This is a genomic window from Candidatus Thiothrix sulfatifontis, assembly GCA_022828425.1.
Taxonomy (GTDB): Bacteria; Pseudomonadota; Gammaproteobacteria; order Thiotrichales; family Thiotrichaceae; genus Thiothrix; species Thiothrix sulfatifontis.
Window position 1 is genome coordinate 2,553,771 of sequence record CP094685.1, and the last position, 14,604, is coordinate 2,568,374.

Annotated in this window: 13 protein-coding genes; 7 read left to right on the forward strand and 6 right to left on the reverse strand. The window is 53.1% G+C overall.

Translation table 11 applies throughout. The features are described 5' to 3' along the window. Positions 1–3: 3 nt before the first annotated feature. Complete coding sequence (locus L3K52_12745) at positions 4–1,074, reverse strand: hypothetical protein (protein UOG91064.1); 1,071 nt, start codon at positions 1,072–1,074, stop codon at positions 4–6. A gap of 165 nt (positions 1,075–1,239) precedes the next feature. Between L3K52_12745 and plsY the strand changes: the two genes are divergently transcribed. Then, positions 1,240–1,857 (forward strand): glycerol-3-phosphate 1-O-acyltransferase PlsY, encoded by a 618-nt coding sequence (plsY, locus tag L3K52_12750; GenBank protein UOG91065.1) that lies wholly within the window; start codon positions 1,240–1,242, stop codon positions 1,855–1,857. Positions 1,858–1,860: 3 nt separating this feature from the next. Here plsY and L3K52_12755 read toward each other — a convergent pair whose 3' ends face one another. After that, positions 1,861–3,225 carry a sigma-54 dependent transcriptional regulator gene (locus L3K52_12755; protein ID UOG91066.1) on the reverse strand — a complete coding sequence of 455 codons (1,365 nt, stop codon included), beginning with the start codon at positions 3,223–3,225 and terminating at the stop codon, positions 1,861–1,863. Then, a complete protein-coding gene (locus tag L3K52_12760) occupies positions 3,222–4,688 on the reverse strand; it encodes a HAMP domain-containing histidine kinase (GenBank protein UOG91067.1) in 1,467 nt (488 codons plus the stop codon). Before L3K52_12760 ends, L3K52_12755 begins: the two co-directional genes overlap by 4 nt. Before the next feature lie 125 nt (positions 4,689–4,813). On the opposite strand from L3K52_12760, the gene L3K52_12765 reads away from it, so the two are divergent. Beyond that, positions 4,814–5,449 carry a carbonic anhydrase gene (locus tag L3K52_12765; GenBank protein ID UOG91068.1) on the forward strand — a complete coding sequence of 212 codons (636 nt, stop codon included), beginning with the start codon at positions 4,814–4,816 and terminating at the stop codon, positions 5,447–5,449. Between the two features lie 44 nt (positions 5,450–5,493). Here L3K52_12765 and L3K52_12770 read toward each other — a convergent pair whose 3' ends face one another. Then, entirely contained in the window at positions 5,494–6,138 is a 645-nt protein-coding gene (locus L3K52_12770; protein ID UOG91069.1) for a hypothetical protein, read from the reverse strand. A gap of 337 nt (positions 6,139–6,475) precedes the next feature. Between L3K52_12770 and L3K52_12775 the strand changes: the two genes are divergently transcribed. From L3K52_12775 to L3K52_12785, 3 genes are all read left to right on the forward strand, one after another. Further along, on the forward strand, positions 6,476–6,679 hold the full coding sequence (locus L3K52_12775; GenBank protein ID UOG91070.1) for a hypothetical protein: 204 nt from the start codon (positions 6,476–6,478) through the stop codon (positions 6,677–6,679). Positions 6,680–6,684: 5 nt separating this feature from the next. Continuing rightward, entirely contained in the window at positions 6,685–8,466 is a 1,782-nt protein-coding gene (sulP, locus tag L3K52_12780; GenBank protein UOG91071.1) for a sulfate permease, read from the forward strand. Between the two features lie 163 nt (positions 8,467–8,629). Continuing rightward, complete coding sequence (locus L3K52_12785) at positions 8,630–10,375, forward strand: SulP family inorganic anion transporter (GenBank protein UOG91072.1); 1,746 nt, start codon at positions 8,630–8,632, stop codon at positions 10,373–10,375. Here the strand turns inward: L3K52_12785 and recD are convergent. Next, a complete protein-coding gene (recD, locus tag L3K52_12790; GenBank protein UOG91073.1) occupies positions 10,372–11,919 on the reverse strand; it encodes an exodeoxyribonuclease V subunit alpha in 1,548 nt (515 codons plus the stop codon). The genes L3K52_12785 and recD overlap by 4 nt on opposite strands. After that, the gene (galU, locus tag L3K52_12795) at positions 11,919–12,824 is read right to left on the reverse strand and encodes a UTP--glucose-1-phosphate uridylyltransferase GalU (GenBank protein UOG91074.1); all 906 of its coding nucleotides are present in this window, start codon (positions 12,822–12,824) and stop codon (positions 11,919–11,921) included. Before galU ends, recD begins: the two co-directional genes overlap by 1 nt. A 214-nt stretch (positions 12,825–13,038) precedes the next feature. On the opposite strand from galU, the gene L3K52_12800 reads away from it, so the two are divergent. Together L3K52_12800 and prpB are read left to right on the forward strand one after the other, a co-directional pair. Beyond that, positions 13,039–13,758, forward strand: a complete 720-nt coding sequence (locus L3K52_12800; protein ID UOG91075.1) for a GntR family transcriptional regulator — start codon at positions 13,039–13,041, stop codon at positions 13,756–13,758. Next, on the forward strand, positions 13,706–14,602 hold the full coding sequence (prpB, locus tag L3K52_12805) for a methylisocitrate lyase (GenBank protein UOG91076.1): 897 nt from the start codon (positions 13,706–13,708) through the stop codon (positions 14,600–14,602). The genes L3K52_12800 and prpB overlap by 53 nt, the downstream gene beginning before the upstream one ends. Positions 14,603–14,604 lie beyond the last annotated feature (2 nt).

Genomic DNA, 14,604 nt, shown 5'->3' on the forward strand with positions numbered 1-14,604 from the left:
TTCTCACCACTCCCACGGCATGAACGCCCGCATTCCTTTCATGGTAGGCGCAACCTCACCGCTCAAGCGGTTAACATCCTGACCTAAGTAAGCAACGTTCTGGTTCAATTGCTGAGTACTGTTCTGCATACCCTGTACGTTTTGGGTCATCACCGCCATATTGCCGCTCATATCACGCACATCCGCCGCCATCGGCTGCATACTGGAAACAGAGGCAGACATGGTTTGGGTGTAGCCGGTGATGTCCTGCATTTGCGTGGACATATTGGCCATTGTGACAGTAATGCTGGTCATATTACTGCTCATGGAACTCATCGCTTTTTCCATGACATTCACCACATGCAACATATACATAGCCGCCAAACCCGCCAGCACGATGCCCGGTACACTCATCCAACGGGCGCGGCGGAAATTGCGTTCTTGGCGTTGGCGTTCGGTTTCAATGCGGGCTTCGTGTTCGTGTTGTTCCTGACGCATTTCTTCTTGCATCAGTTTTAGATGCCCCGTCAGCGATTGCAGCATTTTTTCTTGGCTTTGGTCACGCATCTGGCTGCTGTTCTGCATTTCCTGATACATATCCCGCATCCGCTGCGCCAGTGTATCCAACATTTCATCGTGGTGTGAGTCGCGCTCTTGATTGTCCTGCTGAATCTGTTCAAACGCACCACGCAAGCCTTGCAAGATATTTTCGCGCTGCTCTTCCTGCAAGGTAAAGCGCTTGCTAATGCTTTCCAGCAATTCCTGCGTCACGACGTTTTGCGCGTGTTCGCGCTGAGTCATGTTTTGCAGAATGTGTTCACGCTGTTCATCGTAAGCAGCGAAGCGGGCACGAATACTGTCCAGCAATTCATGGGTAACGTTGTACTGAACCTGTTCCCGATCCTGAATGCTTTGCTGGATGCGCTCAAAAGTCGCCTCAATGTCCCCCGACAATTGCTGCATAATGAGCTGCTGCTGTGCCGCTTGCTGGCGGGCTTCTTCCTGAATCTGCTCCAGCGTCATATCCAAAGCGTCTTCAGCCTTGTTAGGTATATCAGTTGTCGGGCTATCCGCTATTTTCTGTTGGTCACTCATTTCTCTTTCCCCCTGCGCAAATCGTCTGGTATTAAAAGTTGGCTACTTTAGCATAGATGGGCAACGAGACAATCAGGAGGAAACACGGCGGATGCTGACTGTATGCCCCCCTGCTTATCTGATAGCATTGCGACTTTACATAACAACGTTACACGGATCTTCACCATGGTCTATTTGCTGATTGCACTCGCTTACCTGCTCGGTTCCATTTCTGCCGCCATCATTACCTGCAAACTGATGGGCTTACCTGACCCGCGCACGGTGGGTTCCAACAACCCCGGCGCAACCAATGTCTTGCGCCACGGCGGTAAAAAAGCCGCTGCGATTACCTTGCTCGGTGATGGTTTAAAAGGCTTGATTCCGGTCTTAATCGGCAAAGCCTTGGGCGTGGATGAGACGGGGTTAATCTTGATCGGTATTGCCGCGTTTTTGGGGCATTTATACCCGGTATTCTACGGTTTCAAAGGCGGTAAAGGCGTTGCCACCGCTATCGGCGTATTCCTCGGAGTGTATGTCTGGGGCGGCATAGCCTTCGTCGCAACCTGGTTGGTCATGGCGAAAGGCTTCAAAATTTCCTCACTCGCCGCGCTGATTGCTACCGCACTCTCACCTATTTACTTTTGGGTATTGAGTGACGGTAATGGCTGGCTGACGCTGGGCGTAACCTTCATAGCGATCATGATTTTCTGGCGGCACGAATCCAATATCCGCAACCTGCTATCAGGCAAGGAAGACAAGATTCAGTCCAAAGAAGGCGCAGAATCGGTAACAGACGAAGAGTAAGCCTTACTCCTCACCGTCAACAAGACCGTATTTTTTCAGCTTACGCCACAACGACACGCGGTCAATCCCCAGAATCTGCGCCGCCTTGGTGCGGTTGCCATCACAATGTTCCAGCACGTAGCGGATGTATTCCTCCTCGCGCTGCACCAGCGACGGCAATTCCGTCGGGGCTTCCGGCAAAGCATGAATCGCTTGCGCCGCCAAAGCCGCAGGCAATTCCGCCAGCGTCAATTCATTGCCACGCGCCAACGCCACGCCGCGCTCAATCAGGTTTTCCAGCTCGCGCACATTGCCGGGGTAATGATACCCCAACAACACCGACATAGCCGCCGGAGCAATATTTTCCACCTCGCGCCCCATGCGCAGCGCGTGTTTGCGCAAGAAAAAGAACGCCAGCAAGGGAATATCGTCGCGCCGTTCCACCAAGCTCGGCAAATGCAGCCCCACCACGTCCAGCCGGAAATACAAATCCTGCCGGAAACGCCCTGCCGCCACTTCCGCACGTAAATCGCGGTGGGTTGCGGTAATCAAACGCACATCCACTGGCACGGCGGTTTGCGCCCCCAAGCGTTGCACTTCGCGCTCTTGCACCACGCGCAGCAATTTCACCTGCATTGCCAGCGACATTTCGCCGATTTCATCCAGAAACAACGTGCCACCGTTGGCGGCTTCGATCAAACCCGCCCGTGCCTCGCCCGCGCCGGTATACGCGCCTTTTTCATGCCCGAACAATTCATTTGCCAGCAAATCTTCCTGCAATGCGCCGCAATTCACCCCGACGAATGCGCCTTGGCTGCGACGGCTGTGCTGATGCAGGTAACGCGCCAGCAATTCCTTGCCCGTACCGCTTTGCCCATTAATCAGCAAGGTAGTATCGGTTGCCGCCACCTGTTGCGCCGTATCGAGCAAGCGCAACATCGCGGGATTTTGCGTCACCAATCCGGCATGGGTATGCAAACCGTTACTCACCTGCGCCCGCAAGCGGCGGTTTTCGCGCTTGAGCTGCACCAGTTGCAGCGCGTTTGCCACAATGCTACGCACTTCATCCAAACGGAACGGTTTGGCAACGTAGTGAAACGCGCCCGCTTTCATTGCTTCCACCGCCGAATCCAGCGTGCCATGCGCGGTAATTAACACCACCGCCATGTCAGGGTCGGTTTCCAACGCACGCTTGAGAATCGTCATGCCATCCACCCGTTCCATGCGCAAATCGGTCAGAATCAGCTCGAACGTTTGGGTTTGCAAGGCTTCCAAACCGCCCGTGCCGCTTTCGCGGGTGGTCACTTCGTAGCCGTTTTTGCGCAAGGCATAGGCCAGATTGCGTACTGCAATGGGTTCATCGTCGATGATTAGAATGCGTTCTTTCACGGGTAATGTCCTCCACATGGCAAGCGTAGCACCACCCGCGTGCCTTGCCCCGGCTGGCTGGCAATAGCGATGCAACCGTCATGTTCCTGAATAATTTCCTGCACAATATACAGCCCCAGCCCCATGCCCTGACCGGGAGCGCGAGTGGTGTAAAACGGCTCAAACACCCGTGGCAATACTGCCGCCGGAATCCCCGCGCCATTGTCTTCAATACTGATTTCGATCATGGGTTGGCGTTGGCGCACCTGACAACCGAGTTCCCCTACCACCGTGGCATCCGGCGGTAACGGCGTACCCGACAAGCTGCATCCCTGAGCGCGAATATGCAGCGTCAGGTTCGTGCCGCTTTCCGCCGCATTGCGCAACAGGTTGATGAACACTTGCTGCAAACGTTGCGCATCAGCGAGCAGGGTTAAATCCAGTGGCACGTGGTTTTCGACTGTCGCTCCGGCTTTGCGCAAATGCCCGCGCAATAACAACAGGGTGCGTTCCAGCAAGTCGGCAAGGTTGACCGTTTCCAGATGCGGCTCTTGCCTGCGCCCGAAATCTTGCAGCGCATCGACAATGCGGCGGGCGCGTTCGGTTTCGCTGTCGATGGTGTGCGCCCATTCGCGCAAGGTGTCTGGCTCGGCACTGTCGAGTTCTTCCAGCAACAATTGGCTGGATGAGGAAATATTGGATAACGGATTGTTGAGTTCATGCGCCACACCGGAGACCAACACCCCCAACGCGGCGAGTTTTTCGGACTGAATCAGGCGGCGGCGGCGGGCTTCAAGTTCGTCCAATAAACGGTTAAAGGCTTCGCGCAAACTGACCATTTCGGTGCTGCGAGCGCGGACATCCAGCCGCTCGAAATGCCCTTCCGCAATCGGGGTTAAATCTGCCATCAGACGTTTCATCGGGGTAATCACGGAACGATCCAGCAACCAGGCAATCAGCACCAGCAGCACGGACAAAATTCCCACCCCCAATACTTGCGCCCATTTCGCATCCGCAATGGCGGTGTTTAACAAGCTGCGTTCTTGCAGGGTGAGTGATTCCGCCAATTGCGAAGCCAAATGGCCTTGCGCACGGATGCTGCTTTCCAGCGTGCTATCAGCAGGCAAACGTTGCAGATGGTTGGCTAATAACTGGCGGTAGGTTTGTAAAATCGTCTGCAATTGCGAAATTTGCATCACATTACCCACTTCTGCAAGTGTCTGCGGGGAAGTCTGCAAGGTTTGCAAGGCGGTCGCCGCAAAGGTATCCGCTGCCTGACCCGCACTCGCATCTTGGTAGAGAAACAGATTTTTTTCCTCGCGACGCATGTCCTGTATCGCGGTTTCCAACGTGGTGATGGTGATACCCTGCTCAACTTGACGTTCCAGAAACAGCAAGTCCAGAAACGCCAAGGCTGCTACCCCAACCACCAAGACAGCGAGGGAGGAGAACGCGAAAGTAATTTTACGGTGAATACTGATCATGGCACTATTTCAATCTGAAACGGGGTGTTGCATTGTGTAACATGAAAGACTTCTGTCACGCAATCCTTTGAAAACCGGATGCGTACTCTTTACTATCAAACATTCGTGTTTTAGGGAAAATGATCATGCCAAATAAACAAAGCAACTTGAGCGGGGCGGAAGCACTCGCCCGTTTACAAGAAGGCAATCAACGTTTTGCCAACAATGTGCGCAGTCTGGATACTTTATTAAGCCACACGCAACGCGCCAGCCTGACCGAGGGACAAAACCCGTTTGCGATTATTCTGGGCTGTTCGGATTCGCGGGTTCCGGCGGAATTGGTGTTCGACCAAGGTTTCGGCTCGCTGTTTGTGATTCGGGTCGCGGGGAATATTGTCGCGCCTTCACAAATCGGCAGCGTGGAATTTGCCGCCACCCAATACAACACGCGGCTGGTGGTGGTGCTGGGGCATACGCAATGTGGGGCAGTGGCTGCCACTATCGACGAATTGCGCCATAACTTGCAAAGTCCGTCCCGCAACCAACGCTCTATCGTCGAACGCATTGCCCCCGCCGTTGCCACCTTAATGGAAACGCCGTTGCGCGATGATCCCGAAGCCCTGATGAAACACGCAGTACGCGCCAATATTCGTGCTGCCACCAGTCATTTGCGCCACGGTTCGGAAATTCTGGAAAACCTGATTGCGAATGAAGGTTTGCTGGTGGTGAGTGCGGAATATTCGTTAGAGACGGGTAAAGTCGAGTTTTTTGACGTGCCGTAACGTGTGGGAAACGTGGTTTTGCATCCCGTTTCCCACCGCTGCTTTTAATGTTCGGGGTGGTAAGGCAATGAAGAGTGATGCAGGAAGATTTTCAGATGCCCGTCCGCTTTGTCACGTTTGTAACCAAAGGTATATTCCACCTTGGTTTCTTTGCCGGTGGCGGCATCGGTGAAGTAATAATTGCCCATCGCTTCTGCGGTGTCTTGGTTGATCGCGATCGCATCGTTTTCAAAACGTACTTTTGACCAGGGTTGCAGGGCAAAGCCGTGGTCTTCGGTTTCTTTGCCTTTGACGAAATACGACAGGGCTTCATCCTTGGTTTCACGAAACTGGTCTTCAGCCGCTTTGGTGGGCTTGAACAATACTGTGCCATCACTAAACGTGTACAGTTGGTCGAGGAGTTTGCTGGTTATCGCTTGATAATCGCCTTTTTCCTGATAGGTTTTGCCAATCGTGACAATGCCATCACCCCACGCTTGTTGTGCGGCTTGCACATCCTGCTCAGTAATCGGGGCAACCACAGGTGCAGGCGTTGCAATGGGTGCTATTGGGGCAAGAGGTGCGGTGGGCGCAACCGGCGCGACGGGAGCAGTGAGTGGCGTACTGGATTCCGCCAGCGCAACATTACCTACCACAAAACTCATGCCACTCAGTAAGCACATTGCCCATAAACCTTGTTTCATCATCATGCAAACTCTCCTTATCTGGTAAAAATCACGCCGCTATACTATCAATAAAATTAGGGGTATACAGCCTGCCCGAAAGGAAGAGCTATGGCGTTTCAGACTGAAACTGAGTGTTTCACTATGCAACACCAGCAGCTTTGCAAATAATAACGCTTAAATACAATGACTTATAAAAATCCATCAAAACCCCGTTGCAAACTGTAACAGCAGGCACGGCGGTATCACTCAGCAGATTTCAGGTTTATCGTTAAATAACAGTTAGTTAAACATCATCAAAAGGCTGGCACGCCGCTTGCTATAGAACTGGAAAATACTATTCTTAACCAAGGAAACCCTTCTCATGAACCATTTATCGGCTGCACTGAAAACCATCCTCAACGGGCTGGCGATGCAATACGAAGGCGAATTGCTGACGACACAAGAGAAAAAAGCCAACCTGCAACGGGTACTGACAGAAATTGAACGCGAAAAACAAGAGGCGCAAGCTACCGCCAACAACACAGCCACTTCAACCTTCTCTGATATGGCCTTACACGCCAAGTGAGTATCATGAGCGTTCAAGCACTTCCCTCCTACTGGACATGGCTGCTGCCATTCCTCAACTGGTTGCCTAAAATTAATGGGCGTGACCTGCGGGCTGATTTCATTGCCGGTTTGACCGGGGCTATCGTGGTACTGCCGCAAGGGGTGGCGTTTGCCACCATCGCGGGGATGCCGCCGCAATACGGTTTGTATGCGGGCATGATCCCCGCGATTATTGCCGCGCTGTTTGGTTCCTCGCGCCATCTGGTATCGGGGCCAACCACGGCGGCTTCGGTGGTGTTGTTTTCGGCATTATCCATCCATGCCATCCCCGGTAGCCCGGATTATGTCACGCTGGCCTTGACCCTGACGTTCATGGTGGGGGTGTTTGAACTGGTACTAGGGCTGGCACGCATGGGCGCGTTGGTCAATTTCATTTCGCACGCCGTGGTGGTCGGCTTCACTGCTGGCGCGGCTATTTTGATTGCAGCCAAGCAATTGAAGTATTTTTTCGGGGTGGACATGGATAACGGCGGGAATTTGACCGAACTGTTATTCCGGTTTACGCAACATCTGGACGGCATTAACGCCTATGCGGTCTTGATTGCTGTCGTCACCCTGCTCAGTGGCATGGCGACTAAACGCTGGTTGAAACGTGTGCCTTACATGGTGGTGGCTATTCTGGTGGGTAGCTTGCTCAGTGTTGGCTTGAATGCGTGGTTAGGCACAGATATTACGCATATCGCGACGGTTGGTGCATTGCCGGATTCTTTCCCGCCTTTATCTGCGCCGGTGTTGACGCTGGAAAATATTAAAATGCTGGCTCCTGCTGCCTTGGCAGTCACGCTGTTTGCCTTGACCGAAGCGGTATCCATTGGGCGGGCAATGGCGGCACGCGGCGGCTACAGCATCAACGGCAATCAGGAATTTATTGGGCAAGGTTTATCCAATCTTGCCGGGGCATTTTTCTCCGGCTACGTTTCGACCGGCTCATTTAACCGCACAGGTGTCAACTACGAATCCGGCGCGAAAACCCCGATGGCGGCAGTATTTGCAGGATTATTGCTGATATTTGTGGTGGTGCTGGTTGCGCCTTACGCCGCGTATTTACCCAAAGCAGCAATGGCTGGCGTGCTGTTCTTAGTCGCGTGGGGCTTGATCGACTGGCATGAAATCCGTGAGATTATCAACTTCTCGAAACGCGAAACGGTGGTATTAGCCGTCACGTTCTTTAGTGCGCTGTTCCTTGATTTGGAATTTGCCATCTTCCTCGGCGTGATGCTGTCCTTGGTGTTGTATCTGGAAAAAGTTTCCAAACCGCGCATCCTGACCCGCACGCCTGATAAGAATTTGCCCAACCATGCCTTTTCCACTGACCCGGATTTACCCCAATGCCAGCAAGTGCGCTTTGTGGGGGTTGAAGGTTCGCTGTTTTTTGGTTCGGTGAATCACATGGAGGAAACGTTCGGCAAAATCCGCGTAGAACACCCACAGCAAAAACACCTTGCCGTGATTTGCGAAGGCATCAACTTTGCCGATTTGCAGGGCAGTCACGCGCTGTACAAGGAAGCCAAACAACGGCAAGCCGATGACGGCAATTTGTACCTGATCAATGTCAAGGAAGGGTTGTGGGATGCGCTGGAAGCCTGCGAATGTTTTGACAAGGAAGGCGCACGCAATGTGTTCCAGTCCAAGTCCGCCGCAATCCACGCGATTTACCAAAAGCTGGATAAAAGCCTGTGTGAAGGTTGTACCACTCACTTGTTCAAAGAATGTTCTGGTACGGTGGTGACTCACGCCAAGTCATAAGGTTGCCCAGATCACTGTTTCAGTTTGCAACACTCAAGTTGCAGACTGAAACACGAGGCAGTATTTACTGCGACTTTACCCCATAATGATTTCACGCAATTAATTAGCACTCACTAATGCTGTAACATGTTCGGCTTATTTCGGGTATGCACAGAGTGAGCGCATGAAACAATTTTTCTTCCCCTTTCTCGTCTGGCTGGGCTTAGTCAATCGCGAATCACTGAAAGCCGATTTCTTGGCGGGCTTAACTGGCGCAGTCGTGGTGTTGCCACAAGGGGTCGCGTTTGCGGCGATTGCAGGCTTGCCGCCGGAATACGGTTTGTACACGGCAATGGTCACACCGATTATTGCGGGCTTGTTTGGCTCATCCTTGCATCTGGTATCCGGCCCCACCACTGCGATTTCCTTGGTAGTATTTTCCACCATCAGCCGTTATGCCGAACCGGGGTCGGAACAATTTATTCAAATGGTGTTGACGCTGACCTTCCTCGCAGGGGTTTACCAGTTGGTGTTCGGCTTGATGCGCTTGGGTATGTTGGTGAACTTTGTATCGCATACCGTGGTGATCGGTTTTACGGCTGGGGCAGCGATTCTGATTGCCACCAGCCAAATCAAATACGTGACCGGCATCCCCATTCCCAAAGGCGAATCGTTCCTGCATACGTGGGCAGATGTGGGCATTGGTATTGGTGAAACCAACCTGTACATTCTGGCAATTGCCGGTTTCACCATGCTGTCAGCCCTGTTGCTGAAACGTTACTTACCCAAAATGCCGCACCTGTTATTTGGCATGATTATGGGCAGTCTTGCCAGTATCGCCATCGGTGGTGCGGCACACGGTCTTACTTACGTGGGTGAAATCAAAGGGCAATTGCCGCCATTCTCGATGCCCGACTTTTCCTTAGCCTCGTTGAAACAACTCGCATCCGGCGCATTCGCTGTCGCCTTGCTGGGGCTGATTGAGGCGGTGTCGATTGCCCGCTCGATTGCTACCAAATCCCAGCAACGTCTGGATGGCAATCAGGAATTCGTTGGGCAAGGTTTGTCGAATATTGCAGGCAGTTTCTTATCCAGCTACGCCGGTTCTGGCTCGTTTACCCGTTCGGGGATTAACTATTCTGCCGGGGCAAGAACGCCGTTGTCGGCGGTATTTGCAGCGATTTTACTGGCAATCATCGTGTTGCTGGTTGCACCGTTAGCGGCGTATTTGCCGGTCGCAGCAATGGGCGGCATCATTATGTTGGTCGCCTACAACCTGATCGACTTTCACCATATCAAGCACATTTTGCACAGCAGCAGGACTGAAACTTCGATCCTTGCCACCACGTTTTTCGCCACACTGTTCATGGAGCTGGAATTCGCCATTTACATGGGCGTGTTGCTGTCGTTGATCATTTTCCTGATGCGCACGTCGATGCCAAACATTGTGGATTTAGCCCCGAACCCCGCCGAACCGCGCCACAAGTTTGCTGAAGTCAGCGAATACGGGCTGAAAGAATGCCCGCAATTGAAATTGGTGCGGGTGGATATGTCGATCTATTTTGGTTCACTCGACAAAGTACAGCGCGAACTGGCTTGCATTGCCGAACGCCAACACATTAAGCATGTCCTGATCGTGGGGGAAAGCATCAACTTCATCGACCTTGCCGGGGCAGAAATGCTGATTCAGGAAGCCAAACGCTTGAAATCCATCGGTGGCGGTTTGTATTTGCAAGGCGCGAAAAGCAAAGTCTACGATTTTATGGATAGAATTGATTTCGTCGAAGATTTCGGCGCAGGCAATGTGTTTTCCAGCAAAGAAGCTGCCTTGCAATCGCTGACCAAGCGGCTGGATTACAGCATTTGTGCGACTTGCGACAAGCGTATTTTCCGCGAATGTGCGAAGTTACCGGGCGCAAAAACGGTTTAAGCCTGCAAGCGTTCCTGCAACTGTGACGACGGTGGCGTTACCGTGCGTAACGCCTTACCCAACATGGCACGGCTGGCGAGAATGTGAATCCCCTGCTTCGCCCGCGTCACTGCCGTATACAGCAATTCGCGCCCCAGCAACGGCAAATCATCCATTTCCGGCAAGACCAACAACACCCGCGTAAATTCCGAGCCTTGGCTCTTGTGAATCGTCATTGCCCACGCGGTTTCATGCGCAGGCAAACGGATCGGCGCAATTGCGCGGTAATTCCCCGCCTCACCCGTCGGAAACCACACCCGCAAATCACCGTTGGCATCCGGCAGGGCAATCCCAATATCGCCGTTGAACAAATTCTGACGGTAATCGTTTTGCGTCACCATGACCGGCCGTCCCACGTACCAGGGGCGTTGCGCCCCCGTGTGAACAGGCAATACTCGCTGCATCACGCCATCGACCCAGCCGTTGAGGGTTTCCACCCCCTGCCGCCCTTGCCGCAACGGAGTCAGGATGCGCAATGCATTAAACGTATTGAAAATTGCCTCGACCGCGCCGGTTTTGACCGCTGCGATATAATCCTGCCAACCATGCCGCAACCATGCCGCATCCAAGCCTGCTTGTGATTCATCCAAAGTCACGTCGGCAAAATCGGCGGAAGCCAACACCGCCAACAACCGCGCTTCATCCGCTTCACGAATCGCCTGCGCCAATTGCCCCACGCCATCCGCCGCGCTGAAGCGGTAGCTGGTTTGCAACAGCGTCATCTGCGCGGCTAACGCCCCCCCACTGCACAAATCGCGGAAAATCGACCCGGTTTCCACCGACGCCAATTGATCTTTATCGCCCAGCAAAATCAGCTTGGCTGACGGCGGCACGGCTTCAAACAAATGCGTCATTAAGGAAATGTCGATCATCGACGCTTCATCCACAATCACCGCATCGGCTGCCAAAGGGTTATGCACCCCGTGCCGAAATCCGACGCGATTGGGAATGAACCCCAGCAAACGGTGCAAAGTGCTGGATTGCTCCGGCATTGCGCACGTAATCTGTTCGCGCTGACGGGTGTGACGAATCGACTCCTGCATTCGCATCGCTGCCTTGCCCGTCGGTGCTGCCAGCAAAATCCGCGTCGGTGACACGCCACTGGCGATAAAATCCGCCAGAATGCGCGTCACGGTGGTGGTTTTGCCGGTTCCCGGCCCCCCGGAAATAATCAGCAGCGAATTATCACGCCTCCGGGTTTGAATGCATTCCGTCAGCCGCTGTTCATAGTGCCAATAGCGATACAGCCAGACATGGGTATCGCTTAAAATCAAGGGTTTGTAATCCCCCTCCCGCCCGACGACAGGAGAGTTCTGCAAGGTTCCCCAATCCACATCCGGCAACGCCGCACGCGGCACAGCAATCACGCCCTCACGGGTATGCGCACTCACTTGCCGCACCAGCGTTGCCAGGTCTCGCGTGCTGGAAGAACCACCATCCAGCCGTTTCAGCAAACTGGCAAGCTGTTCATCCAGCGGATGGGAAACAGAGGGCGCTAACAGCATTACAGCGCTTTCACGTGCTCTTTCAGGAAGGCATTGAAACGCTTACCAATTTCTGTGTGACGTGAGGCGTATTCAATATTCGCCATCATGTAACCCATTTTAGAACCGCAATCGTGGCTTTTGCCGGTAATGTGAAAAGCATTGACTTGGTATTCACGCATCAATAAGCCGATGGTATCGGTGAGCTGAATTTCATCCCCAGCGCCCAGCGGCGTGCGCTTCAGCCAGCCCCAAATGTGCGGCGACAACACATAACGCCCGACCACCGCCAAATTGGAAGGCGATTCCTTGATTTCAGGCTTTTCGACAATCGCATTCATCGCCACCGACTCGCCTTGTGCGAGCGTGTGTCCGTTAATATCAACGATACCGTAAGACGATACTTTGTCCATCGGCACAGGTTCAACCATGATTTGGCTGTAGCCGGTTTCATCGTAAAGCTCCAGCATCGCCGACAAGTTATCCTTGCTCAAATCACTGGCTGCGTCATCAATCAGCACATCCGGCAAGACCACCGCACACGGCTCATTCCCCACAATCGGATGCGCACACATAATCGCGTGCCCCAAGCCTTTCGCCTGCCCTTGGCGGACGTGCATAATCGTGACATCACGCGGGCAAATCGAACGCACTTCATCCAACAACTGACGCTTGACGCGTTTTTCCAGCATGGTTTCCAGCTCGAAACTGGTGTCGAAATGGTTTTCGATGGAATTTTTACTGGAATGCGTCACCAGCACGATTTCCTTAATACCCGCCGCCACGCATTCATTCACCACGTATTGGATCAAGGGTTTGTCAACAATCGGCAGCATTTCTTTCGGGATCGCTTTGGTGGCGGGCAACATGCGCGTACCCAGACCAGCAACCGGAATCACCGCCTTGCGGACTTTATGTTTATTCATGAACAAGGTTTCCTTTGAAATCTATCAATTATAACTATCATTATTTTATCACTCTTCTGGCGATGCAATGTCAAAAATTATTACCTGACGACCAATACACTAGCGGCGGCGTGACTTCAACGCTTTGTCTACAAAAACAAATAAAAACTTCACTTTTTCACCTATTATGTTAGTATTTACAAAAAGATTGTCAACAATCACCGAGAACAACACCATGTTAGCACTACACACACCGGAAGGAACACTGGCGGATGTGGCTTCGACGAAATTAACGCAAGCCATTATCACGGGTGAACTCCTTCAAGGACAAAAATTAAACGAAGCAGAGTTGGCAGAACGTTACGGCATCGGGCGCGGCCCCTTACGCGAAGCCTTACGCCAACTCGAAGGAATGCGCCTAGTTAAACGTATACCACATGCCGGAGCGCGTGTCGTGATGCTTGATCGCGACATGATGGCTGATTTGTACGCCGTGCGCGAAGCCCTCGAAGGCATGGCTTGCCGCACCGCTGCGTTGCGCATGACGGACGCGGAAATTGAAACGTTACGGCTATTGCTCGAAAAACACGCCGAGCAAATCGAAGCCACCGATGGGCAGATTTACGTCCAAAGCGAAGGCGATTTCGACTTTCATTACCAGATCGCGCTGGGGAGCCGTAACCAGATGTTGATCGACCTGCTGGCAGGTGAGTTGTACCAATTGTTGCGCATGTGCCGTTACCGCACCAGCCGACTTTCCGCACGCACTCGCCCTGCCCTGCAACAGCACCGCCATATCGTCGATGCGCTAACGGCGCGTGACGGCGAATTGGCGGAAATTCTCATGCGTCGCCATATCAGCGGTGCATGGAAAAGTATTAGTCAAATGATGGATGAGGAACATGACAGCAAACCAAAACTTATCACCCGGTCAAAAACTGCGTCAGGCAGTTAAAGACAATGCCCCCCTGCAAGTCGTCGGGGCAGTCACTGCTAACAGTGCCATCATTGCGGAAAAGGTCGGGCACAAAGCCCTGTACCTGTCCGGCGGTGGTGTCGCTGCCTCCTCATTAGGCATTCCCGACCTAGGCATTACCACCCTGCACGACGTGTTGGAAGATGCCAAACGCATTACTGCCGTGACTTCTGCACCACTGCTAGTTGACATCGACACTGGTTGGGGCGGCACCTTCAACATTGCCCGCGCTACTCGCGAAATGATCCAAGCAGGCGTAGCTGGTTTCCATATCGAAGACCAAGTAATGCAAAAGCGTTGCGGTCATCGCCCCAATAAAGCGATTGTTTCGCTGCAAGAAATGGTCGATCGCGTGAAATCCGCCGTTGATGCACGTACCGATGCCAGCTTTGTGATCATGGCGCGTACCGATGCACTCGCGGTGGAAGGGATGCAATCCGCTATCGACCGCGCCATGGCGTGTGTGGAAGCCGGTGCAGACATGATCTTCCCCGAAGCCATGAACAAGCTCGAACAGTACGCGGAATTTACCAAGGTGATTAAAGTGCCCGTATTGGCAAACATCACCGAATTCGGCGCAACACCGCTGTACACCACGGCGGAACTGGCGGCGGTTGGCGTGCAACTGGTGCTATACCCACTGAGCGCCTTCCGCGCCATGTGCAAAGCCGCTGAAAACGTTTACACCCACCTGCTGCAAGACGGTTCGCAACAGAACGTGATCGACACCATGCAGACCCGCATGGAACTGTACGACACCATCGGCTACCACGCTTTCGAGCAGAAACTGGATCAATTGTTTGCCGAAAAAGGCGCGGAATAAGG